Here is a 24,270-nt window from a genome sequence, read left to right as displayed (position 1 = left end):
TTGCCCGCGATGGGGGCGGCACATTGAGTATTTATGGCGCCTGACACGCCGTCATCGTCGGAACGCCGCCCGGAGCAAGCCCGCTCCCACAGGTTTATCAGCGCATGCTGATTACCTCATTCGCGGTATCCTGCACACTCTGAATACGGACGCTTTTCCATGCTGGTCATTTCCAACAATGTGCATCTGCCGGATGCCGAGATCGAGTTGACGGCCATTCGCGCCCAGGGGGCGGGTGGGCAGAACGTCAACAAGGTCTCCAGCGCCGTGCACCTGCGCTTCGACATTCCGGCGTCGTCCTTGCCCGAGTTCTACAAGGAGCGGCTGTTGGCACTGCGCGACAGCCGCATCACCAGTGACGGTGTGCTGATCATCAAGGCCCAGCAGTACCGGACGCAGGAGCAGAACCGCGCCGATGCGCTGCTGCGGCTGACCGAGTTGATCCTCAGTGCCACCAAGGTCGAGAAGAAGCGCCGTCCGACCAAGCCGACCCTCGGCTCGAAGACCCGTCGTCTCGAATCCAAGAGCAAGCGCGGCAACATCAAGGCCGGGCGCGGCAAGGTCGACTTCTAACGGGCGTCCCGCGCCTCGCGTTGCTTCGGTGCCTGTCGGTACAGGTAAAGGCTCAGCGTCAATCCGCTCAATGCGGCAATGGCGGCGAACAGGAAGATCGAAGCAAAACCGAACCCGGCCGCAATGGCGCCAGCGACCGGTCCGGTGATCCCCAGCGACAGGTCGATGAACAGCGAATAGGCGCCAACGGCTGCGCCACGGCTGGAGGCCGGTACCAGGTTGACCGCCTCCACCCCCAGCGCCGGAAACACCAGCGAAAAGCCGAAGCCGCTCAGCGCCGCACCCGCCAGCGCCCAATGGGCATCCGGTGCCAGCCACAGCAACAGTAATCCCAGGGTTTCCACAGACAGGCAGGCAATGGCGACGCGAAAGCCGCCGAGACGGTTGATCAGGTTGCCGAACAGCAAGCGCGCGCCGATGAAGCTGGCGCCGAACAGGCTCAGACACAGTACGGCGTTATCCCAGTGTCGCGTGGCGTAATACAGGGTGATGAAGGTGGCAATGGTACCGAAACCGATGGAGCCGAGGGCCAGGCCACAGCCGTGAGGGAAGACCCGCCCGAGCACGTGCATGAACGGCAGGCGTTCACCGGCAACGATTGGCGCGGCGGTTTTCGGCCAGGCCAGCAGCAGACCGAGGACGGCCAGCAACACAATACTGACACCCATGCTCCACAAGCCCAGTCGATGGACGATCAGCACGCCCAAGGGCGCGCCGACGGCCAGTGCGCCGTAGCTGGCGATACCGTTCCAGGAGATGACTTTGGCGGTGTTCGCTGCTCCGACCCGGCCGATACCCCAGCCAATCGAGCCCGAGCCCACCAGGCTTTCCGCGCTGCCGAGCACCAGACGGCCGATCAACAGGCTGATCAGGCTCAAGGTCGGCAGGCTCTGGGTCCAGGCCGAGATCAACATGAACACACCGCTCAAGCCGCAACCGGCCAAGCCATACATCACTGCCAGTTTGCTGCCCTTGTTATCGATGATCTTCCCGGCATAGGGGCGGCTGAGCAGGGTGGCCAGGTATTGCACGCTGATCACCAGGCCCGCTATCACCGCGCCGAAGCCCAGGTCGCTGTGGACGTAACCGGGCAATACGGCCAGGGGGATGCCGATGTTCAGGTAGCCGATGAAGGTGAAAAGGACGATGGAAACAACTTGCAGCGTGACCGCCAGGGGGCGCTGGTTTTCAGGCATGGGTAAAGGTCCACGGTAAAGCAGGATAGATAGGCTGCTTATGATAACGGTGTGGACGGTCGCAGGTTATGAAAAAGTAAAACTATTTGCCGGTCGGTGTCATTCAGGTTTGACGGGAGCGACCAGCTGCGTGGTGACCAGGGCGGCCAGCGCATTTTCTTCAGTGCCGAAGCGGGCGAGCAAAGCGGCTTGTTTCTCGGGGGGGAGGCGATTCCAGATCTCGATCATTTTCTCGGCAGTGCCGATCAGGACGCTGGCCTGCGCTTCGCTGAATTCATCGGTCATGGGGGGCTCGTTTCAGGCAGTGTGGAAAGCGCATGTTAGCGCTTTCCACACGGTCTGTACGGCGGGTGTTTCAGTCTTCGCTGTCAGCCTGGCGGCGGTCAGTGGCTTCTTTCGGCTCGGGCTGTCGGGCTCCGGCTTGCTGCGTGGGCGTCTGCTCAGGTACGTGCAGGCTTGGGAAGGGGAGATTGGGAATCTCGTGCATGGTTGCGCTCCTCGCTAAGTCTGTTGATAGATCTGGTAGATCCGCGCTTTAAAAAGCCTTGGCAGGATACAGCACTGAAAATGACAAACAGACTTTTATATCCATTTGTTTCGACGAGTGGGGTTGTCTAGACAGGTTGAAACAACTGTAGGAGCGAGCTTGCTCGCGAAAAACGTCAACGATAACGCGGGGGTGCTTGACACTCCGCGGTGTTCTGGCGTCCATCGCGAGCAAGCTCGCTCCTACAGGGTTATTTGCAGACCTTGGCAATTGCCTCGGCCAGCAGATCCAGGCGCGTGGCATCAATGCCAGCGACGTTGGCCCGGCCGGAGTTGACCATGTACACGCTGTGGTGTTCGCGCAGTTGCTTGACCTGATCCGGCGACAGGCCGGTGTAGGAGAACATCCCGCGTTGTACCCCAATGTGCGCAAAGCGCTCGCGCAAACCATGAGGTTCCAGCGCCTCCACCAGACCGCTGCGCAGTTGGGCGATACGCAGGCGCATGGCTTCCACTTCGTCAGCCCAGAGGTTTTTCAGCTCCGGGTCGCCGAGGATGGTCGCGACCACGGCCGCACCGTGATCCGGAGGCGTCGACCACAGGTTGCGGGCGATGTTGGCCAACTGGCTGCGGATGTCGGTGAGCTTGTCGGCGGTTTTCGCGCAGACAATCAGCGCGCCGGTGCGGTCGCGGTACAGGCCGAAGTTCTTCGAGCAGGAACTGGTGATCAGCAGCTCCGGTAACTCGGCGGCGAACAGCCGGGTCGACCAGGCATCCTGTTCCAGGCCATCGCCGAATCCTTGATACGCGAAGTCGATCAGTGGCAGCAATTCGCGCTTGCGTACTACCTCCAGCACCCGGTGCCAGTCATCATGGGAAAGGTCGAAACCGGTCGGGTTGTGGCAGCAGGCGTGCAGCAAGACCACGTCACCCTTGGGGGCTTCGTTGAGCGCCGCCAGCATGCCTTCGACATCGAGACGGTTGTCACTGCCGACGTAGGGGTAGTGGCTGACCTTGACCTTGGCGGCCGCGAAAATGCTTTCGTGGATCGGCCAGGTCGGGTTGCTCAACCACACGCCGCGGCCTGGCAGGCATTGGGCGATGAAGTCCGCGCTCAGGCGCAGCGCACCGGTGCCGCCGGGGGTCTGGGTGGCGCCGGCACGTTGTGCGCTGATCAGTTTCGAATCGACGCCCAGCACCAGTTCATTGATGGCCTTGCCGAACGCCGGCTCGCCGTGGCCACCGATGTAGGTCTTGGTGGACTGACGCTCCACCAGACGTTGCTCGGCAAGCTTCACCGACTCGAGAATCGGCGTCAGGCCCTGGGCGTCCTTATAGACGCCCACGCCCAAATCGAACTTGCGCGGGTTCGGGTCCTGCGCGTAGGCCTCCATCAGGCCCAGAATCGGGTCGCCAGGCACTCGACCGATGGCGTCGAAATGCATTACTTGCGCCCCTCGGCGTCCTTCGCCACTTCGTCGGTGCGCGCGGCCATGATGAAGTCGTTGCGGTGCAGGCCCTTGATCGAGTGGCTCCACCAGGTCACGGTCACTTTGCCCCACTCGGTCAGCAGGCCTGGGTGATGGCCTTCGGCTTCGGAGATTTCACCGACGGCGTTGGTGAAGGCCAGCGCATGTTTGAAGTTCTTGAACAGGAAGACCTTTTCCAGCTGCATGATGCTGTCGCGTACTTCGATGTTCCAGTCCGGGATCTGCTTGATCAGGATCGGCAGTTCTTCATCGCTGACTTGTGGGGCGTCGGCGCGGCAGGCTTCGCAATGGGCTTGGTTCAAAGTGGACATGGTGTGTTTCCTGTAATCGAGTGTTTTTATATCGGTCGACAGTGCCGTCACGCTAAACCAAAGCGACGGTGACTGACAGACTCACTTGTCAGCAAAAATCGCGGTTCACGCGGCCTTTGGCGGAAATTTCGGCGTGTGCAGACCCATCTGCATCGCTTGCTTGACCATGCCCATGATGTCTTCGTGGGCCAGGTCGAACAGGCGCTTGAGGTTCGGCAGAACGAAATACAGGGGTTGCAGGATGTCGATGCGGTACGGCGTGCGCATGCATTCCAGCGGGTCGAAGGCTTGATGTTCAGGCTCGTTCGACAGGCAGTAAACGGTTTCCTTCGGTGAAGACAGAATGCCGCCGCCGTAGATGCGCTGGCCTTGCGGGGTGTCGAGCAGGCCGAATTCGATCGTCATCCAGTACAGGCGCGCCAGGTACACGCGTTCTTCCTTGGAAGCCTTGAGGCCGAGCTTGCCGTAGGTGTGGGTGAATTCAGCGAACCAGGGGTTGGTCAGCAGCGGGCAGTGACCGAAGATCTCGTGGAAAATGTCCGGCTCCTGCAAGTAGTCAAGCTCTTCGCGGGTGCGAATGAAGGTCGCCACTGGAAACTGCTTGCTGGCCAGCAATTCGAAAAAGGTCTGGAAGGGAATCAGTGCCGGAACCCGGGCAACCTGCCAGCCGGTGGTTTCACCGAGGACCTTGTTGATTTCGCCGAGTTGAGGAATGCGGTCGTGGGGCAGACCGAGTTTTTCGATACCGTCCAGGTACTCCTGGCACGCACGCCCTTCGATCACTTTCAGTTGACGAGTGATCAGCGTGTTCCACACCGCGTGCTCTTCGGCGGGGTAGTCGATAAAACCTTGCGCATCGGGCTCGCGAGCCACGTATTGCGTCTGCTTCATGCTGCTCTCCTGCTAGGGGGATTCGTTCTTGTTATGTGCTGCTATAGACCTAGAAATACCCCATGAATTGCAGCGTTGCAGCAGGTGCCGGGCGTCACGCGCAGGAAAAACCCTCAATAAACGTAAAGTTTTCGTTACGAACGCTCGCCTGTCGCGTACTGGCTGAGATTTTCGGGTTTGAAATGCGCCTTTCCTGTCACATAATCTTGACGACTATCTGAGCGCCACAGCAGAAAATAATCCCTGTAGGAGCGAGCTTGCTCGCGATGGAGTCGAGCGCAACGCGTTTATTCAGGAAGTACGCGTTTTCGTTAACGTCCATCGCGAGCAGGCTCGCTCCTACAGGTTACGCACCTCATTCATCGTTTTATCGGGCCCTTTTCATGCGTATCAAAGTCCACTGCCAGAACCGCATAGGCATCCTTCGCGACATTCTCAATCTGTTGGTGGAGTACGGGATCAACGTGGCCCGCGGTGAGGTGGGCGGTGAGCATGGCAACGCCATCTACCTGCATTGCCCGAACCTGATCAACATTCAGTTCCAGGCGCTGCGTCCGAAATTCGAAGCGATTGCCGGAGTCTTTGGCGTCAAGCGTGTAGGCCTGATGCCCAGTGAGCGACGGCACATGGAGCTCAATGCTCTGCTCGGCGCGCTGGAGTTTCCGGTGCTGTCGATCGACATGGGCGGTTCCATTGTCGCGGCCAACCGGGCAGCGGCGCAGTTGCTCGGAGTGCGGGTCGACGAGGTGCCGGGTATTCCCCTGTCGCGGTACGCCGAAGATTTCGATTTGCCGGAACTGGTGCGCGCCAACAAGTCGCGGATCAACGGGCTGCGGGTCAAGGTCAAGGGTGATGTGTTTCTGGCCGACATCGCGCCGTTGCAATCGGAGCACGACGACAGCGAGGCCATGGCTGGTGCGGTGCTGACCCTGCACCGCGCCGATCGGGTAGGCGAGCGCATCTACAATGTGCGCAAGCAGGAGCTGCGTGGCTTCGACAGCATCTTTCAGAGTTCGAAAGTAATGGCCGCGGTCGTGCGCGAAGCACGGCGTATGGCGCCGCTGGATGCGCCGCTTTTGATAGAAGGGGAAACCGGCACCGGCAAAGAGTTGCTGGCGCGGGCCTGCCATCTGGCCAGTCCTCGTGGGCAGTCGCCGTTGATGGCGCTCAATTGTGCCGGTCTGCCGGAGTCCATGGCCGAGACGGAACTGTTCGGATATGGCCCCGGTGCCTTTGAAGGGGCGCGGGCCGAAGGCAAACTCGGGCTGCTGGAGCTGACGGCGGGCGGTACGCTGTTTCTCGATGGCGTCGGAGAAATGAGCCCGCGCTTGCAGGTGAAATTGCTGCGCTTCTTGCAGGACGGTTGCTTCCGTCGTGTGGGCAGTGATGAAGAGGTCTACCTCGACGTGCGAGTGATCTGCGCGACCCAGGTCGACCTGTCCGAGTTGTGCGCTCGCGGCGAGTTTCGCCAGGACCTCTATCACCGCTTGAACGTGTTGTCGCTGCACATCCCGCCGCTACGCGAATGCCTCGACGGCTTGACGCCGCTGGTGGAGCACTTCCTCGATCAGGCCAGTCGGCAGATCGGCTGCCCGTTGCCAAAGCTGGCGCCGGCGGCCATGGAGCGGCTCAGTCACTACCATTGGCCGGGTAACGTGCGGCAACTGGAGAACGTGCTGTTCCAGGCGGTTTCCCTGTGCGACGGCGGCACGGTCAAGGCCGAGCATATTCGTCTGCCGGATTATGGCGTGCGTCAGCCGCTTGGCGATTTTTCGCTGGAAGGAGGGCTGGACGAAATCGTCGGGCGTTTCGAGAAAGCCGTGCTGGAGCGCCTGTATTCCGAGCATCCGAGCAGTCGGCAACTGGGCAAGCGCCTGGGGGTTTCGCATACCACTATTGCCAACAAGTTGCGTGAGTATGAGGTGGGCAAGACTGAGTCTTAGCTTGGACTTGCTGTGTTTGTGCAGGCCTCATCGCGGGCAAGCCCGCTCCCACAATGTATGGTGGTGTACTCATTATCTATGTTCAGCGTAGATCCCTGTGGGAGCGGGCTTGCCCGCGATGAGGCCTGCACTGTCAGCACCCAGGTCATGCCTTGCCACCAAACGGCATAACACCGCCGGTTTTTCGTCTCCGATACAAATCCCCAATCCCCTCTGAATCCTTCAAGTCCTTTGTTTGCCGGGCCTCGCGTAGCCAAAAACAAGTTGGTCTGCAAATTGCTTATGGCTCAGCAGTACAGCAGTGGACGGCAAACGTCCGGCAGGCAGAGGAAAGAGTGTGGACAAGTACCTTTATGTGGCAATGACCGGCGCCAGCCAGAATGCACTGGCGCAAAAGGCTCATGCCAACAACCTCGCGAACATCTCCACCAACGGCTTCCAGAAAGACCTGGAGCAGGCCCGTTCGATGCCGGTGTTCGGTGACAGCTTTCCGGCGCGTGCGTTTGCCATGTCCGAACGCCCGGCCACCGATTTCTCCCCGGGCTCGCTGGTGGAAACCGGCCGCGACCTCGACGTTGCCGTGCAAGGCAACGGCTGGATTGCCGTGCAGAACCCCGATGGCGCTGAAAGCTACGTGCGCACCGGCAGCCTTAACGTTGACGCCCTGGGTGTGTTGCGCGCCGGCAACGGCATGCCGGTCATGGGCAATGGCGGGCCGATTGCCGTGCCGCCGGAGCAGCAGATCGAAGTCGGTGAAGACGGCACCATCAGCATCCGCGCGATGGGCGAAGGTCCCCGGGTGATGGCTGAAGTCGACCGCATCAAGCTGGTCAACCCGGACCTCAAGAACATGACCAAAGGCCTGGATGGTTCGATCCACACCAAGGACGGCAAGCCGGCGCAGGCTGATGCCGGCGTCAAGCTGGTGTCCGGGTTCCTTGAGTCGAGCAACGTCAATGCCGTGGAAGAGATGACCTCGGTACTGGCCTTGTCCAAGCAGTTCGAGCTGCACATCAAGATGATGAACACCGCCAAAGACGATGACCAGGCCATGGCTCGGGTCTTGCAGATCAGCTAATTACCAGAACGTCGCGCCGTAAAACAGGCGCACGAGGAGAATCGAATGCTTCCGGCTCTATGGGTTGCCAAAACAGGTCTGTCCGCCCAGGACACCAACCTGACCACCATTTCCAACAACCTGGCGAACGTGTCGACCACGGGTTTCAAACGTGACCGCGCCGAGTTCCAGGACTTGCTCTACCAGATCAAGCGTCAACCAGGCGCCCAGTCGACCCAGGACAGCGAACTGCCGTCGGGCCTGCAACTGGGTACCGGTGTGCGCATCGTCGGCACCCAGAAAAACTTCACCGCCGGCAGCCTGCAAACCACCGAGCAGCCACTGGACATGGCCATCGACGGTCGCGGTTTCTTCCAGATCCTGCAACCGGACGGCACCACCTCCTATACCCGTGACGGTACGTTCCACCTGGATTCCAACGGCCAGATCGTCAACGCCAGCGGCTTTGCCCTGGAGCCGGCCATTGTCATTCCGAACGACGCGCAGACCTTCACAGTCGGCCGCGACGGCACCGTTTCCATCACCGTTGCCGGCAACCCGGCTGCCCAGGTGATCGGCAACCTGCAAACCGCCGACTTCATCAACCCGGCCGGCCTGCAGGCAGTGGGCAACAACCTGTTCCTGGAAACCGCTGCCAGTGGCGCGCCGCAAGTCGGCACACCGGGCCTGAACGGTTTCGGCACCACGCTGCAGAACACACTGGAAACGTCCAACGTCAGCACCGTTGAGGAGATGGTCAACATGATCACCACCCAGCGCGCCTACGAGATGAACTCCAAGGTGATTTCCACCGCCGACCAGATGCTCTCGTTCGTAACGCAGAATCTGTAATCAAGTCTATGGGGCGGCCATGAGGCTGCCTGCTACACCGTGAGGTAGGGTCATGAATCGCTATGTATCTGTTCTGGCACTGAGTGGGATCGCCGCGCTCGCAGGTTGCGTGCCTGCGACGCCCAAGCCCAATGACCCTTACTACGCTCCGGTGTTGCCGCGCACGCCGTTGCCGGCGGCGGCAAACAACGGCTCGATCTATCAGGCCGGTTTCGAACAGAACCTCTACAGCGACCGCAAGGCGTTCCGGGTCGGTGACATCATCACCATCACCCTGAACGAAAAGACCCAGGCCAGCAAAAACGCCAACTCGCAAATTGGCAAGAACAGCAAGGCCAGCATCGGCCTGACCTCGCTGTTCGGCTCCACCCCCAACACCAACAATCCGTTTGGCAGTGGTGACCTGAGTCTGGATGCCAGCTATGAAGGTGACCGTGCGACCAAGGGCGACAGCAAGGCGGCGCAAGGCAATACCCTGACCGGCTCGATCACCGTGACCGTCGCCGATGTGTTGCCCAACGGCATCATCGCGGTGCGCGGCGAGAAGTGGATGACCCTCAACACCGGTGACGAGCTGGTACGGATTGCCGGCCTGGTTCGCGCCGATGACATCTCTACCGACAACACCGTGTCGTCGACCCGGGTCGCCGATGCGCGCATCACCTACTCGGGCACCGGTTCGTTTGCCGATGCGAGTCAGCCAGGCTGGTTCGACCGTTTCTTCCTCAGCCCGCTGTTCCCTTTCTAGGTGGCTTTCCAGTTGAGCATGTTGAATTTAAAGCACCTCATTATGGCCGCCGTTTTATTGTCCGCGGCCTTCAACGCTCAAGCCGAGCGCCTGAAGGATATCGCCAGCATTTCCGGCGTGCGTTCCAACCAGTTGATCGGTTACGGCCTGGTGGTCGGGCTTAACGGCACCGGTGACCAGACGACGCAAACCCCGTTCACCCTGCAGACCTTCAACAACATGCTCTCGCAGTTCGGCATCAAGGTGCCGCCGGGTTCGGGCAACGTGCAGTTGAAGAACGTCGCAGCGGTGTCGATCAGTGCCGATCTGCCGGCGTTCGCCAAGCCGGGTCAGCAGGTCGACATCACCGTTTCGTCCATCGGTAACTCCAAGAGTCTGCGCGGCGGCACCTTGCTGCTGACGCCACTCAAAGGTATCGACGGCAACGTCTATGCGGTGGCCCAAGGCAACCTGGTGGTCGGTGGTTTCGATGCGGAAGGTCGCGACGGCTCGAAGATTACCGTCAACGTTCCGTCGGCCGGTCGCATCCCCGGTGGTGCGTCGGTGGAGCGCGCGGTGCCGAGCGGTTTCAACCAGGGCAACAGCCTGACGCTGAACCTCAACCGCTCCGACTTCACCACCGCCAAGCGCATCGTCGACAAGATCAACGACATGCTCGGCCCTGGCGTGGCCCAGGCCATCGACGGCGGCTCGATTCGCGTCACCGCGCCGCTCGATCCGAGCCAGCGGGTCGACTACCTGTCGATCCTGGAGAACCTTGAGATCGATCCGGGCCAGGCGGTGGCGAAAGTCATCATCAACTCCCGTACCGGCACCATCGTGATCGGTCAGAACGTCAAGGTTTCTCCGGCCGCCGTGACCCACGGCAGCCTGACCGTGACCATCACCGAAGACCCGATCGTCAGCCAGCCAGGTCCACTGTCCAATGGCACGACGGCAGTGGTGCCGCGTTCGAAGGTCAATGCCCAGCAGGAAGCCAAGCCGATGTTCAAGTTCGGCCCTGGCACCACCCTCGACGAGATCGTGCGGGCGGTGAATCAGGTCGGCGCGGCACCGGGTGACTTGATGGCCATTCTTGAAGCGCTGAAGCAGGCCGGCGCCCTGCAAGCCGACCTGATCGTGATCTGAGGACGGCCATCGTGGATATGCGCAAGAGCGGTCTGGTCAGCAGCAGCGATTCGGGCTCCTATTCGGACCTGAACCGCCTGAATCAGCTCAAGGTCGGCGACAAGAACAGTGACGGCAACCTGCGCAAGGTGGCGCAGGAGTTCGAGTCGCTGTTCCTCGGGGAAATGCTCAAGTCGATGCGCTCGGCCACTGAGGCGCTGGGTCAGGACAACCCGATGAACACCCCGGCGGCCAAGCAGTACCAGGAAATGTACGACCAGCAACTGGCCGTTTCCATGTCCCGCGAGGGTGGCGGTATCGGCCTGGCGGACGTGCTGATGCGCCAGATGTCGAAGAACAAACCCTTGGCGCCGGGTGAGGCAGCTGCTGCGTCGCTCGCCAAGCAGGAGGCCGCCAAAGCCGCCGTGCAAACGCCGGTAGCGGCCGGTACGGCTGCGCTCAATGGCCCGCTGTCGCGCGTCAATGGTCAGCGTCCATTGTGGGCTTCGCGTTCAGTCCATTCGCCGCAAGAGGCGGGTGAGGGTGCGCACCGCAATGACATGGCGCTGATCAATCAGCGACGCCTGGCATTGCCGCCGAAGCTGGCGGATCGTCTGCTGGCGGGGCTGGTGCCTTCGGCGACGGCCACAGCTGCGACGGTCAACAAAACGCCATTGCCAGAGCGCACATCGACTGCCGGCTCAGGACCGCTGTACAACGGCGACTGGCTGGCGAACGCGCAACAATCCTCCGCCGGCAGCATGCAGATCTACGGTCGCGCCATGGCGCAGATTCCTCTGGCGCCGGCGAAGAAAGCCTTCAGTTCCGCCGACCAGTTCGTCAACACCATGCTGCCGATGGCCAAGGAAGCGGCGGCCCGCATTGGTGTCGATCCACGTTACCTGGTGGCCCAGGCGGCCCTGGAAACCGGCTGGGGCAAGTCGGTCATGCGTGCTCAGGACGGCAGCAGCAGCCACAACCTGTTCGGCATCAAGGCCGGCAACAGCTGGCAGGGCAATTCAGCGCGGGCGATCACCAGCGAATTCAGAAACGGGCAGATGGTCAAGGAGACGGCCGAGTTCCGTTCCTACGACTCCTACAAGGACAGTTTCCATGACCTTGTGACTTTGCTGCAGACCAATAATCGCTATCAAGATGTCGTGAAGTCGGCCGATAACCCAGAACAGTTTGTACGCGAGTTGCAGAAGGCCGGTTACGCAACCGACCCGGACTACGCAAGCAAGATTTCGCAGATAGCCAAGCAGATGACGAGTTACCAGAACTACGCTGCGGCGGGCGTTTCCACCACGCCTTTATAGGCACAAGGTATAAGGTCTGAACCATGAGTTTGCTCAATATCGGGATGTCGGGGCTGTCCGCTAGCCACGCTTCGTTGGTGACTACCGGTAATAACATTTCCAACGTCGATACCGTCGGGTACTCGCGCCAACAAACTGTACAGGGCAGCAAAGGCTCTATTCAGTACGGCAATGTGTTCATCGGCACCGGCACGACGCTGGCCGATGTGCGTCGGGTGTACAGCAGCTACCTCGATGCGCAGTTGCAGACCACCACTTCGCTCAACGGTGACGCGCAGGCTTATCTGGGACAGGCCACTCAGGTGGACAAACTGCTGTCCGACAGTGGCACCGGCATCACCAAAACACTGCAGTCGTTCTTCTCGTCGTTGCAGACGCTCTCCGCCAGCTCCAACGACAACGCTGCACGCCAGGCGCTGTTGACCAATGCCCAGGGCTTGAGCAGCCGCTTCAACGCCATGTCCCAGCAGTTGACGCAGCAGAACACCTACATCAATGATCAGTTGGGTTCGATGGCCGAACAGGTCAACAAGCTGGCGTCGACTGTCGCGGCATACAACAAGAGAATCAGTGAAGTCAGCAGTTCGAGTGGCGCGCCCAACGAACTGCTGGACCAGCGCAATGAAACCATTCGCCAGCTCAACGAACTGGTCGGCACTCAGGTCACCGAAACCGAAGGTCGGCTGGATATCTATCTGGGTAGCGGCCAACCATTGGTTGTCGGCGACACGGTCAATAAATTGCGCGTGGCGGCCGAACCGACCGACCCGACCCGCTCCTCGATCATCATGGACCGTGGCAGTTCGTCGATCGACATCACGAGCGTGATGAGCGGCGGCCAGATGGGTGGATTGTTGCGCTATCGCTCTGAAGTGCTGACGCCGGCGGTCAATGGCCTGGGTCGCATCGCCATGGTTGTGGCGGATCAGGTCAACAAGCAGCTGGGGCAGGGCCTGGACCAGAACGGTAATTTCGGCGCGGCGCTGTTCAACAACATCAACAGCGCGGCGGCCATCAGTCAGCGCAGTATCGCCAATGCGAACAACAGCCCGGCCTCCGGCAACCTGAACGTCACCATCAAGGACACCAGCAAGCTACAGGCCAGTGACTATCAGGTGACCGTCACGGCCACGGGCTACAACGTGCGTCGCTTGTCGGATAACACCGACATGGGCAACTTCGCTTTCGCTACACCTCCTGCTGCTGATCCGGTCATCGATGGCTTCAGCCTGAGCCTGAACGCAGGCTCGGTAACCGCCGGCGACAGCTTCAAGATTACCCCGACGCGCAGTTCCGCCGCGGACATGACCACGGTCATGACCGACGCCAAAACCCTGGCCACGGCTGCTCCGCTGACCTCTTCCAAGGCCTCGGGCAATGACGGCACCGGTGCTGTCAGTCAGCCGAAACTGAACACTGCCCTGGATATCTACGATCCGGTCCAGCGTCTGGAAGTGCAGACGGCGGTCAAGGCCTCGATGCCGGTTCGCATGCTCATGACCAGCGCCACGGCCTATGAAGTGTTCGATGCCAAGGGCAACAGCATCGGTACCGGCAACATCGTGCCGGGCCAGGACAACGACCTGAACATTGCAGTGCCTTACACCGATGCCGGCGGCAATGCCAAAACCTTCAGTGTGGGGATGACCGTCAGCGGTAGCCCGGCTTCGGGCGACAGTTTCAACATTTCCATGACCGCGGCCGGCAGCACCGACAACCGCAACGCTTCGGCCTTGCTCGGTCTGCAAACCAAGGCAACGGTGGGTGCCACTGCCACTAGCCCGGGTGTGAGTTTTACCGAGGCTTATGGTGGCCTGGTGTCGAGCGTCGGCTCCCAGACCAAGCAGGCTCAACTGGACGGCACGGCCACTGACACCATCCTGACCGGGGCACGAAACGCCCGTGACTCGCTGTCGGGGGTCGATCTCGATGAAGAGGCCGGTAACCTGACCAAGTTTCAGCAGTACTACACGGCGTCTTCGCAGATCATCAAGACTGCGCAGGAAATTTTCAGCACTCTGATCAACGCCCTTTAAGGAGCCGTAGAACATGCGCATTTCTACAGCACAGTATTACGCGACGACGGCTGCCAACTACTCTCGCAACCTCAATAACGTGATGAAGACCGCCGAGCAGGCCAGCAGCGGCGTCAAGCTTGAGACAGCGGCGGATGATCCGGTCGGTGCGGCCCGCCTTCTGCAACTTGAGCAGCAAAAAGCCATGTTGGGTCAGTACACCACCAACATCAACGCCTTGAACACGGCTCAAGCGCAAGAAGAAAGCGTGCTGGACAGCATCAACAACGTGCTGCAAAAGGTCAGCGAGTTGGCGGTACGTGCCGGTGGCGGTTCGTTGAACGACGATGACCGCAAATCCATTGGCGCGGAAGTTGCCCAGGCTGAAGAGCAGTTGCTCAGCTTGATGAATAGCAAGGACGCCAACGGTAAGTACATCTTCTCCGGTGCCAGCAACAGCACCCAGCCTTTCGTGAAAAACAGCGATGGTACCTACAGCTATCAGGGCGACCAGACTCAGCTGGAGTTGAAGATCGGCGAATCGATGTCGTTGGGGCTTAACGATACCGGTTGGGATGTTTTTCAACAGGCGATCAATGCTTCTCGTAGCTCGACCACCATGACAGCGCCAACGGTAGACGACGGGCGTGTGGCCGTGTCTCAAGGCTTGGTGAGTTCCGGCCCGGCCTTTGATGCGAGTTTCCGCAATGGCCAGCCTTACACCTTGTCCTTCACCAGCAGCACTCAGTATGTGATCACGGACGCCTTGGGCAATGACGTGACTGCGGAGGCTTCTGGAGCGGGGAAATTCGATCCTAATAACAAGGACGGCTCCGACATCAGTTTCCGTGGTGTGACCTTTGCTCTGGATATCACGTTCCAGGCGAGTGATACCCCTGCCAATGCGGATGCGGTCATTGCCGGACATAGTTTTCAGTTGGCCGCAAAGCCCGATAGTTTCACCAGTACCCGGGCGGCGAGCAACACTTCACCAGCGGTCATTAGCCAGACCTCGGTGACCAACGCTGCCGATTACAAGAGTTTTTTCCCGGAAGGTGGCGCAGTCCTGAAGTTCACTGGCCCCGGCACCTTTGAGCTTTACGCTCGTCCGTTGACCAGTACCAGCACGCCGGTCACCACCGGAACCGTGACGGCCGGTGTGGCGACGGCGGCCGGTGTTAGCTTTACGCTCGGCGGCACACCGCCTACTCCGGCAGCGGGCGATCAGTTCGATATCTCGGTCAATACCCACCAGACCCAGAACGTACTCGACACGATCAGCCAGTTGCGTCAGGCGCTTGAAACGCCGACTGCGGGTAACCCGGCAGCGCAGCGCAATTTGGGTAACGTGATCGCTTCTTCCATTGCCAACCTGAGCAATGCCAAAAACCAGGTTGACCTGGCACGTGGTGCCATCGGCGCCCGGGGCAATGTAATGGATATGCAGCGTGATTCGATTCAGAGCACAGACCTGATCAATACCTCTACGCAGTCCTCTATCAGAGAGGCCGATCCGGCTGAAGTGCTGACACGCCTGACCCTGCAACAGACCATGCTGCAGGCCGCACAACTGGCCTTCGCCAAGGTTTCCCAGTTGAGCCTGTTCAACAAGCTTTGAGTCGGTCTTGACCGCTCGCGGCCAGTTCCCTTCTTGGGGAGCTGGCTTTTTTTTGCCTTTTTTTTGTATTAAACAAGGCGGGGCAGGGCGCGATCCCGACCACAAAATCAAATAAAGCGCCTCTCTCTGAGTGACCCGTCAGTCAAAACGCGCATCTTCACTGTATCCTGTCTGCGGGCGGTGAAGGTGGCGGGTTGTTCAAGGTATCTGCTTGAATCCCGACGTTGCTCTTCTGGGGCCAGGCCCCGACTGTAGACGCCCTCGATTCAGCGAGCGGCGATGTTCAGCTGTTTATTATTGGGAAGCCATAATGATTGGCATAAAAAATATAGCGAGTTACGTGCCGGCAGCCGGGATTGATAACTACGCCCAGGGTGCAAAGTTCGACAAGGACGAAACCTTTATTCTTGGCAAAATCGGTTCTGCGTTTTTGCCGCGCATGGATGCCGATCAGGAAACTTCCGATTTGTGTGTCGAAGCTGCCAATGCGCTGTTCGCTGCCAGTCCAGAACTCAAGCGTGAATCCATTGACTGCCTGATCGTCGTCACCCAGAACGGTGATGAAGAAGGGTTGCCGCACACTGCCGCAATCGTGCAGGACAAGCTAGGCCTGCCGACTCATGTCGCTGCTTTCGATATTTCCCTGGGCTGTTCCGGTTACGTCTACGGCATCTATGCGATCAAAGGCTTCATGGAAGCGGCAGGGCTGAAAAATGGCCTGCTGATCACTGCCGATCCTTATTCGAAGATCGTCGACCCGGAAGACCGCAACACCACCATGCTGTTCGGCGATGCCGCGACCGCGACCTGGATGGGCGAAAACCCGATCTGGCAACTGGGCAAGTCGAAGTTCGGCACTGACGGTTCCGGCGCACCGCACCTGAAGGTCACCGACGGTGTGTTCTTCATGAACGGTCGCCAGGTCTTCAACTTTGCCTTGCTCAAAGTCCCGGCGCATTTGCATGAACTGCTGGATGAATCGCATCTGCAGGCCAGCGACATTGACGCCTTCTGCATTCACCAGGGCAGCGCAGCCATCGTCGATGCCGTGGCACGTCGCTTCGAAGAAGGCGAGCCAGAGAAGTTCGTCAAGGACATGCTGGAAACCGGTAACACAGTGTCGTCGAGCATCCCGCTGCTGCTGGAGAAGCATGTGTTCGATTCGAAGTGGACGCGCGTGGCCATCAGCGGCTTTGGCGTAGGCCTTTCGTGGGGCTCGGCTATTCTTTATCGCGGCTGATTCGCACGTTTGTAATAGCAAAAAAAACGCCCGGAAATTCAGATTTCCGGGCGTTTTGCATTTTTCTGGCGCCGATTTTCTGGCTCTAAACCCTTGAAAATAAAGGGCTGGCACCCTGCCACTAAAAAATTCGAAAAAAACCCTCAAGCAAACCGGTACCACGACGATAACTATTACGTAGGTTCTCTAGGCCATACCAGGCGGTTGCCAGGGCCGGAAGCCGCAGTATCCATCCAACGAGGATTTCGTCATGGCTTTATCCGTAAACACCAACATTGCATCTGTTTCTACCCAGGGCAACCTGAACAAGGCTGGCAGCGCCCTGCAAACTTCCATGCAGCGCCTGTCCTCCGGCCTGCGTATCAACAGCGCCAAAGACGACGCTGCCGGCCTGCAAATTGCCAACCGCCTGACCAGCCAGATCAACGGCCTGGGCCAAGCAGTCAAGAACGTGAACGACGGTATCTCCATCGCTCAAACTGCTGAAGGTGCAATGCAGGCTTCGACCGACATCCTGCAAAAAATGCGTACCCTGGCTCTGTCCTCGGCTACCGGCTCCCTGAGCGCGGACGACCGTAAGTCGAACAACGACGAATACCAGGCTCTGACTTCGGAACTGACCCGTATTTCGCAAACCACTACTTTCGGTGGCCAGAAACTGCTGGACGGTTCGTTCGGTACCAAGGCTATCCAGGTAGGCGCTAACGCCAACGAAACCATCAACGTTAGCCTGGAAAACGTTGCTGCTAACCAGATTGGTTCGCAACAGCTCAAATCCGGCAAAATTGTTCCTGATGCAAATGGTCTGACCGGCGGTACTCTGTCTCTTGTTGGTAACGGCCAGTCGAAAACCTTTGCATACGCTGCCGGCGCACAGGCCAAAGACATTGCAAGTGGTTTGAATGGCCTCATTGGTGGTTTGACAGCTACTGCCAGCACTGAAGTTAAATTTAGCGTTACTGCTGCAGCAGCTACAGCCCCCGCTGACTTTACCCTGGCAGTAGGCGGCGGCTCCGCCGTTAGCTTTGTGGGTGTAACCGATACCGCCAGCCTGGCCGATCAGCTGAAATCCAACTCCGCCAAACTGGGCATCAGTGTCAACTACGACCAAGGTAACAATACGCTGGAAGTGAAGTCCGATACCGGTGAAAACCTGGTATTCGGCGCAGCTAACGCGGCAACGCAAGCGGCAATCAAAGTTGATGTGAAGGACGGTTCGGGCAACTATTCGGGTGCTCCAGTTGGTTTGATCGCTGCAGGTACTACTGTTACTGGTCAAATCAATCTCAACTCCGCTAAAGGCTTCTCCGTTTCTGGCGCGATAGCTGATGCTGGTGAGTTGTTTGGTGCTGGTGCAGGTACTTCGTTCTCGGCCACAAAAACCACCATTTCCAACACTGACGTTACCGATGCAACCAACGCACAAAACGCTTTGGCTGTTATCGATAAGGCTATCGGCACCATCGACGGTGTTCGTTCGGGTCTGGGTGCCACCCAAAACCGTCTGACCACCACTGCCGACAACCTGCAGAACATTCAGAAGAACTCCACTGCTGCTCGCAGCACCATCCAGGACGTGGACTTCGCAGCTGAAACTGCAGAGCTGACCAAGCAACAAACTCTGCAATCGGCTTCGACTGCCATCCTGTCGCAAGCTAACCAACTGCCTTCCGCTGTACTGAAACTGCTTCAGTAATTTCAGCGTTTGGTAATTGACGGAGGGGCGCGTTTACGTGCCCTTTTGTCTTTTCCGTGATGAGGAGATTGGACATGGATATGAGTGTCAAGTTAAACCAGTCTTACCCAGCGGTTGCGTCGCAGAGCACGCCTGCGCCGGTTGATCCGGTGAGACAGGCAAGCGTTGAAGCGGTGGCCAAATCGGCTACTGAGCCCAAGCGTGAAGAGCTGGAGCAGGCTGTCACCGATATTCGCGGGTTTGTACAAGCAAGCCAGCGCAAACTGGACTTTTCCATTGACGATTCCACCGGCCGGGTTGTGGTCAAGGTCATCGCCACCGAGAGCGGTGATGTGATCCGTCAGATCCCTTCGGAAACTGCATTGAAACTGGCGCAAAGCCTGAGCCAAGTCAGCAGCTTGTTGTTTGACGACAAAGTCTGAGCTGGCATGAATTTTGTTGCTGTCTGCGTTTGAGGCTCACATCGCCAAGAAGGCGGCGGCCACTGGATAAGGAGTAAGACGATGGCGGGTTCAACGGTTAGTGGTATCGGTTCGAACATCGATACTCAGGCGATTGTGAAGTCTCTGGTTGACGCCGAGCGAGTGCCGAAGCAAACGCAGATCAACACTCAGTCGTTGAAAGCAACCACCACGTTGTCGTCGATCGGCAAGATCCAGGCGGCGCTGGATGCTTTTCGTGGCGCCCTGACTTCGATGAGTACCGATAGTAGCTTCACCGGCCTGACTGGCTCGTCCTCGAATGAAAAGGTCGCAACCATGACTGCGGGCAACGGGGCTTCCAATGGCAGCTTCTCGCTGGTTGTCACTCAGTTAGCCAGTGCTTCCAAACTGCAGACCAAGACCTTTGCCGGTGGCGCGTCTTCGGTAGTCAATAGCGGCTCTTCCCCTACCACCCTGACAATTTCTCAGTCGGGCAAGAATTATGATCTGAGCGTACCTGCCGGGGCAACGTTGCAACAGGTGCGTGATTCGATCAATTCCCAATTTTCCACATCGGGTTTGAGTGCCAACATCCTGACTGACTCCACGGGCTCGCGTTTAGTGTTGACCTCCACAACCATGGGCGTTGGTTCTGATCTGACGCTCTCGGGCAATTCCGGTATCGATGTCGGTGCGACCGTTGTCGAAGCACCGAAGAACGCGAAATACACCATCGACGGATCCATCGCCTTGGAGTCCAAGTCGAATACGATCAGTGAAGCGGTCAGTGGCGTGAGTATCAAGCTGCTGTCAGTCTCACCCAAGGACGCCACCACCGGCGATTACACGCCAACCACCATTGCCGTCAGTACCAATAGCCCTGTGATCAAGTCCGGGGTCAAGGGCTTTATCGACACCTACAATGCTCTCGTGAAAGCGATCAGTGCGGAGACCAAGGTCACCATCGGCGCGGATGGCACACCCACCGCGGGCGCTTTGACCGGCGATGCTTCGATGCGAACTCTCATGAGTTCGATACGAAACGAATTGAACTCGATGTCCGGCAGTGGCACGTTTAAATCATTGGCGCAGTTTGGTGTTTCCACTGACTCGACTACTGGTCTGCTGACCATGGATGACAAAAAATGGGACAAAGCGGTAGCCACCAATGCGGCTGACATCAACAGTATCTTTAGTGGTGACAACGGATTGCTCAAGCGTATGACCAAAGTCACCGACGACTATGCCAAGTCGAGCACCGGTACGCTGGCGGAGCGTTCAAAAACCCTGAGCGACACCCTGACCGATCTGGCGAAGCAACAGGCAACGCTGGATGAGCGTATGACGTTGCTAACTACCAGTCTTACGTCCAAGTACACCGCCATGGACTCCCTGGTAGCTAAGCTGCGGGCGCAAAGCGACAGCATCATGACCACGCTCAATGCGCTGAATAATCCGAAAGATAGCTGATTCGGATCAAGCATAAAGAACCCAGGCAGGCTGTTTCGGCAGTGCCTGGGTTTTTTCATTGGTTGCAGGTCTACGTTAAAGTTCTGTGTCGCGCAGTCGACATAAAGATCAAAGCAGCCCTTTTTCAGTTGTAGTCTGTCACGAGGTAGAAACATGAACCCCATGAGAGCCCTTCGCCAATATCAGAAGGTCAATTCCCATGCTCAGATCTCTGAAGCCAGCCCCCATCGCCTCGTCCAAATGCTGATGGAGGGGGGGCTCGATCGCATGGCTCAAGCCAAGGGTGCCCTGGAGCGTGGCGATATCGCACTCAAGGGTTTGATGCTTGGCAAAGCCTCGGACATCATCATTGGGTTGCGTGACGGCCTGAATCCGGAGAAAACCGAGGATCCCGCAGCTATCCAGCAACTCGACAGCTTGTATGCCTACATGACGAGCCGTTTGATGGAGGCCAATCAAAGTAACGACATCGCGATCATCGACGAAGTATCGGGTCTGCTCGAAACCCTGAAAAGCGGCTGGGATGCCATTACCAATCAATAGGCCCCAAAGCCTGAGGATGACGTCATGAGTCAAGCACTGCGGCGAATTGAAGAAACCCGCGAAGCCCTGATCGATGCCCTGGCAGCGCGTAACTGGGATGCGATTGGCGAGCTGGATTCGACCTGTCGTGAATGCGTCGACGAGGTGCTCAGTGAAGCGCCGATCGACGAAGAGGCGGTGCGCAGCAATCTTGAAGGGTTGTTGGCGGTCTACAAAGAGCTGCTGACCGCGACCATGGGGGAGCGCCAGGCGATAGTCGATGAAATGTCGCAGATCACCCAAGCACAAAAGGCGTCAAAGGTTTACCATCTGTTTGGTTAATTGACGCCAGTTAATCCGAACATAGTGCGCCATAAATTTGACTGTGCACGGTTTTTTGACTTAACTAGTGGCTGGTTCCAGATTTCAGTCGTCTTCAGGCATATCCTGCCTGCAAGCGTTTAGCTTGCCCCAGTATTTTGGGCATTGAGTTGACTAGGGAAGTTGCTATTGCATGTGGCGTGAAACCAAAATTCTGCTGATTGATGACGATAGCGTCCGCCGCCGCGACCTGGCGGTGATCTTGAATTTTCTCGGTGAAGAAAATTTACCCTGCGGTAGCCATGACTGGCAGCAGGCTGTCGGCTCTTTGTCGTCTAGTCGTGAAGTAATCTGTGTCCTCATCGGGACGGTCAATGCTCCTGGTGCACTTCTGGGCTTGCTTAAGACACTCTCGACCTGGGATGAGTTCCTTCCGGTTTTGCTGATGGGCGAAAATTCTTCCATTGACCTGCCGGAAGACCAGCGTCGTCGAGTGCTTTCGACCCTCGAAATGCCGCCCAGCTACAGCAAGTTGCTCGATTCGCTGCATCGTGCCCAGGTCTATCGCGAGATGTACGACGAGGCCCGCGAGCGCGGTCGGCATCGCGAACCCAATCTTTTCCGCAGTCTTGTCGGCACCAGCCGGGCGATTCAACACGTTCGTCAGATGATGCAGCAAGTCGCCGATACCGATGCCAGCGTGCTGATCCTCGGTGAGTCCGGCACCGGCAAGGAAGTGGTTGCACGCAACCTGCATTACCATTCCAAGCGCCGCGAAGCGCCGTTCGTGCCGGTCAACTGCGGGGCGATCCCGGCCGAGTTGCTGGAAAGCGAATTGTTCGGTCATGAGAAGGGCGCCTTCACCGGGGCGATCACCAGCCGCGCCGGTCGATTCGAACTGGCCAATGGCGGCACCCTGTTCCTCGATGAAATCGGCGACATGCCGCTGCCGATGCAGGTCAAGCTGCTGCGCGTGTTGCAGGAGCGCACCTTCGAGCGCGTGGGCAGCAACAAGACCCAGAGCGTCGACGTGCGCATCATTGCGGCGACCCACAAGAATCTCGAAAGCATGATCGAGATCGGCACCTTCCGCGAAGACTTGTACTACCGCCTGAATGTGTTCCCGATCGAGATGGCGCCGCTGCGCGAGCGCGTCGAAGACATTCCGTTGCTGATGAACGAGCTGATCTCGCGCATGGAGCACGAGAAGCGCGGTTCGATCCGTTTCAACTCGGCAGCGATCATGTCGCTGTGCCGGCATGGGTGGCCGGGCAACGTCCGCGAGCTGGCCAACCTGGTGGAGCGCATGGCGATCATGCATCCATACGGCGTGATCGGCGTGGCCGAGTTGCCGAAGAAATTCCGCTACGTCGACGATGAAGACGAGCAGATGGTCGACAGCCTGCGCAGCGATCTGGAAGAGCGCGTGGCCATCAACGGTCATACGCCGGACTTCACCGCCAACGCCATGTTGCCTCCCGAGGGTCTGGACCTGAAGGACTACCTCGGTGGTCTGGAGCAAGGGTTGATTCAGCAGGCGCTGGATGATGCCAATGGCATTGTGGCGCGCGCGGCCGAGCGGCTGCGTATTCGTCGTACCACGCTGGTGGAAAAGATGCGCAAGTACGGCATGAGCCGTCGTGATGGAGACGAGCAGGCGGAGGATTGACGCCTGTTTTTCAACCCATTCATTTACAAGAAGTTTTTTTTAGGCACGGGTATTGCTACGTCCCTCGCAACGTTCCGTTTCACTGACGGTCAGCCAAGCGAGAAAGCACAATGCCCCAAGCCGCCCAGATGTCTCCTGTCCCTGATGCTTCGCGGCAACCGTCGTCCGTAGAGCAGGCGAGTCGGCTGGGCCTTGAGCAGGCATTCGCGCTGTTCAATCAGATGTCCAGCCAGTTGACCGATTCCTACAGCATGCTTGAAGCCCGGGTAACCGAGCTCAAGGGTGAATTGGCGGTGGTCAGTGCTCAGCGCATGCAGGAGCTGGCGGAAAAAGAACGCCTGGCCAACCGCCTGCAAAACCTCCTTGATCTGTTACCCGGCGGTGTCATCGTCATTGACGCCCAGGGCATCGTGCGCGAAGCCAATCCGACGGCGTGCGAGTTGCTGGGGTTGCCGCTGGAAGGTGAATTGTGGCGCCACGTCATTGCTCGCTGTTTTGCGCCGCGTGAAGATGATGGTCATGAAGTCTCCCTCAAGGATGGGCGGCGCCTGTCGATCGCCACGCGCTCGCTGGACGCCGAGCCCGGCCAGTTAGTGTTGCTCAATGACCTGACCGAAACCCGTCATCTGCAGGATCAACTGGCCCGTCATGAGCGTCTGTCGTCGCTGGGGCGCATGGTCGCTTCGCTGGCTCATCAGATACGTACACCGTTGTCCGCCGCGCTGCTGTACGCCAGCCATCTGACCGAGCAGGAGCTGCCGGTCGCTACCCAGCAGCGCTTCGCCGGGCGCCTCAAGGAGCGCCTGCACGAGCTGGAGCACCAGGTGCGCGACATGCTGGTGTTCGCCCGGGGCGAGTTGCCGCTGACCGATCGCGTGACCCCAGCTCAACTGATGCAGTCGTTGCAGGCGGCCGCGCTGACCCACGTGCAGGATCTGCCGATCCGCTGGCAGTGCGACAGTCACTCGGGGGAGTTGCTGTGCAATCGCGACACGTTGGTCGGAGCGATCCTCAACCTGATCGAGAACGCCATTCAGGCCAGCGCCGGTCAATTGCGCCTCAAGATTCACCTCTACTCCCGCGGCAACAACCTGCGCCTGTGCGTCAGTGACAGTGGCTCTGGTATCGATGCCGCCGTTCTGGCGCGATTGGGCGAACCCTTTTTTACCACCAAGGCCACCGGCACAGGTCTTGGTCTGACCGTGGTCAAGGCGGTGGCGCGTGCTCATCAGGGAGAATTGCAGTTACGTTCGCGGCTCGGTCGCGGCACTTGCGCGCAGGTGATCCTGCCGTTGTTCAGCAACGCTCAGGGAGCGGAGTGACG

General features: G+C 58.8%; 23 protein-coding genes. 17 read left to right on the top strand and 6 right to left on the bottom strand.

Features of this window, described 5'->3' with window-relative positions; translation table 11 throughout:
• The first annotated feature begins 159 nt into the window (after positions 1 to 159).
• The gene (arfB, locus tag PMI31_RS23380; RefSeq protein ID WP_008021374.1) at positions 160 to 573 is read left to right on the top strand and encodes an alternative ribosome rescue aminoacyl-tRNA hydrolase ArfB; all 414 of its coding nucleotides are present in this window, start codon (positions 160 to 162) and stop codon (positions 571 to 573) included.
• On the opposite strand, the gene PMI31_RS23375 is transcribed toward arfB, so the two are convergent.
• The 6 genes from PMI31_RS23375 to phhA form a co-directional block, all read right to left on the bottom strand.
• Positions 570 to 1,769, bottom strand: coding sequence for an MFS transporter (locus PMI31_RS23375; protein WP_008021372.1), 1,200 nt, complete (start codon positions 1,767 to 1,769; stop codon positions 570 to 572). The two genes, arfB and PMI31_RS23375, sit on opposite strands and share 4 nt — an antisense overlap.
• A gap of 99 nt (positions 1,770 to 1,868) precedes the next feature.
• Entirely contained in the window at positions 1,869 to 2,054 is a 186-nt protein-coding gene (locus PMI31_RS23370) for a hypothetical protein (RefSeq protein ID WP_008021371.1), read from the bottom strand.
• A gap of 70 nt (positions 2,055 to 2,124) precedes the next feature.
• A complete protein-coding gene (locus PMI31_RS31655; RefSeq protein ID WP_008021369.1) occupies positions 2,125 to 2,256 on the bottom strand; it encodes a hypothetical protein in 132 nt (43 codons plus the stop codon).
• A gap of 250 nt (positions 2,257 to 2,506) precedes the next feature.
• Complete coding sequence (locus tag PMI31_RS23365) at positions 2,507 to 3,700, bottom strand: amino acid aminotransferase (protein ID WP_008021368.1); 1,194 nt, start codon at positions 3,698 to 3,700, stop codon at positions 2,507 to 2,509.
• Entirely contained in the window at positions 3,700 to 4,056 is a 357-nt protein-coding gene (locus PMI31_RS23360) for a 4a-hydroxytetrahydrobiopterin dehydratase (RefSeq protein WP_007975310.1), read from the bottom strand. Before PMI31_RS23360 ends, PMI31_RS23365 begins: the two co-directional genes overlap by 1 nt.
• Positions 4,057 to 4,161: 105 nt before the next feature.
• The gene (gene phhA / locus PMI31_RS23355) at positions 4,162 to 4,947 is read right to left on the bottom strand and encodes a phenylalanine 4-monooxygenase (protein ID WP_008021367.1); all 786 of its coding nucleotides are present in this window, start codon (positions 4,945 to 4,947) and stop codon (positions 4,162 to 4,164) included.
• 383 nt (positions 4,948 to 5,330) lie between these two features.
• Between phhA and PMI31_RS23350 the strand changes: the two genes are divergently transcribed.
• The 16 genes from PMI31_RS23350 (at position 5,331) to PMI31_RS23275 (ending at position 24,268) form a co-directional block, all read left to right on the top strand.
• Positions 5,331 to 6,890, top strand: a complete 1,560-nt coding sequence (locus PMI31_RS23350; protein WP_008021363.1) for a sigma-54-dependent phenylalanine hydroxylase transcriptional regulator PhhR — start codon at positions 5,331 to 5,333, stop codon at positions 6,888 to 6,890.
• A 337-nt stretch (positions 6,891 to 7,227) separates the two neighbouring features.
• Complete coding sequence (locus PMI31_RS23345; protein ID WP_008021361.1) at positions 7,228 to 7,968, top strand: flagellar basal body rod protein FlgF; 741 nt, start codon at positions 7,228 to 7,230, stop codon at positions 7,966 to 7,968.
• Between the two features lie 45 nt (positions 7,969 to 8,013).
• Complete coding sequence (gene flgG / locus PMI31_RS23340; protein ID WP_007975316.1) at positions 8,014 to 8,799, top strand: flagellar basal-body rod protein FlgG; 786 nt, start codon at positions 8,014 to 8,016, stop codon at positions 8,797 to 8,799.
• A gap of 52 nt (positions 8,800 to 8,851) precedes the next feature.
• A complete protein-coding gene (gene flgH / locus PMI31_RS23335) occupies positions 8,852 to 9,547 on the top strand; it encodes a flagellar basal body L-ring protein FlgH (RefSeq protein ID WP_008021359.1) in 696 nt (231 codons plus the stop codon).
• 18 nt (positions 9,548 to 9,565) lie between these two features.
• Positions 9,566 to 10,675 carry a flagellar basal body P-ring protein FlgI gene (locus PMI31_RS23330; RefSeq protein WP_008021358.1) on the top strand — a complete coding sequence of 370 codons (1,110 nt, stop codon included), beginning with the start codon at positions 9,566 to 9,568 and terminating at the stop codon, positions 10,673 to 10,675.
• An 11-nt stretch (positions 10,676 to 10,686) separates the two neighbouring features.
• Positions 10,687 to 11,973 (top strand): flagellar assembly peptidoglycan hydrolase FlgJ, encoded by a 1,287-nt coding sequence (gene flgJ / locus PMI31_RS23325; protein WP_008021356.1) that lies wholly within the window; start codon positions 10,687 to 10,689, stop codon positions 11,971 to 11,973.
• Between the two features lie 23 nt (positions 11,974 to 11,996).
• Positions 11,997 to 14,009: a flagellar hook-associated protein FlgK gene (flgK, locus tag PMI31_RS23320; RefSeq protein ID WP_008021354.1), complete on the top strand. Its 2,013-nt coding sequence runs from the start codon at positions 11,997 to 11,999 to the stop codon at positions 14,007 to 14,009.
• Between the two features lie 13 nt (positions 14,010 to 14,022).
• The gene (locus tag PMI31_RS23315) at positions 14,023 to 15,606 is read left to right on the top strand and encodes a flagellar hook-associated protein 3 (protein ID WP_008021352.1); all 1,584 of its coding nucleotides are present in this window, start codon (positions 14,023 to 14,025) and stop codon (positions 15,604 to 15,606) included.
• A 310-nt stretch (positions 15,607 to 15,916) separates the two neighbouring features.
• On the top strand, positions 15,917 to 16,846 hold the full coding sequence (locus PMI31_RS23310) for a ketoacyl-ACP synthase III (RefSeq protein ID WP_008021351.1): 930 nt from the start codon (positions 15,917 to 15,919) through the stop codon (positions 16,844 to 16,846).
• Positions 16,847 to 17,096: 250 nt separating this feature from the next.
• Positions 17,097 to 18,542: a flagellin N-terminal helical domain-containing protein gene (locus PMI31_RS23305; RefSeq protein WP_008021350.1), complete on the top strand. Its 1,446-nt coding sequence runs from the start codon at positions 17,097 to 17,099 to the stop codon at positions 18,540 to 18,542.
• Between the two features lie 74 nt (positions 18,543 to 18,616).
• Positions 18,617 to 18,964, top strand: a complete 348-nt coding sequence (locus tag PMI31_RS23300; protein ID WP_008021348.1) for a flagellar protein FlaG — start codon at positions 18,617 to 18,619, stop codon at positions 18,962 to 18,964.
• An 81-nt stretch (positions 18,965 to 19,045) separates the two neighbouring features.
• Positions 19,046 to 20,434 (top strand): flagellar filament capping protein FliD, encoded by a 1,389-nt coding sequence (fliD, locus tag PMI31_RS23295; RefSeq protein WP_008021346.1) that lies wholly within the window; start codon positions 19,046 to 19,048, stop codon positions 20,432 to 20,434.
• Between the two features lie 153 nt (positions 20,435 to 20,587).
• Positions 20,588 to 20,977: a flagellar export chaperone FliS gene (fliS, locus tag PMI31_RS23290; RefSeq protein WP_008021344.1), complete on the top strand. Its 390-nt coding sequence runs from the start codon at positions 20,588 to 20,590 to the stop codon at positions 20,975 to 20,977.
• Between the two features lie 24 nt (positions 20,978 to 21,001).
• The gene (fliT, locus tag PMI31_RS23285) at positions 21,002 to 21,298 is read left to right on the top strand and encodes a flagellar protein FliT (protein WP_008021342.1); all 297 of its coding nucleotides are present in this window, start codon (positions 21,002 to 21,004) and stop codon (positions 21,296 to 21,298) included.
• Positions 21,299 to 21,470: 172 nt separating this feature from the next.
• Positions 21,471 to 22,946: a sigma-54 dependent transcriptional regulator gene (locus PMI31_RS23280; RefSeq protein WP_008021341.1), complete on the top strand. Its 1,476-nt coding sequence runs from the start codon at positions 21,471 to 21,473 to the stop codon at positions 22,944 to 22,946.
• A 128-nt stretch (positions 22,947 to 23,074) separates the two neighbouring features.
• On the top strand, positions 23,075 to 24,268 hold the full coding sequence (locus tag PMI31_RS23275) for a sensor histidine kinase (protein WP_162130444.1): 1,194 nt from the start codon (positions 23,075 to 23,077) through the stop codon (positions 24,266 to 24,268).
• Positions 24,269 to 24,270 lie beyond the last annotated feature (2 nt).

Origin of the sequence: Pseudomonas sp. GM55 (assembly GCF_000282395.1) — a bacterium.
In the GTDB taxonomy this organism is placed as follows: Bacteria; Pseudomonadota; Gammaproteobacteria; order Pseudomonadales; family Pseudomonadaceae; genus Aquipseudomonas; species Aquipseudomonas fluorescens_CC.
Note: the sequence above shows the minus strand (reverse complement) of the source record. Positions and strands in the feature narration are given on the sequence as shown.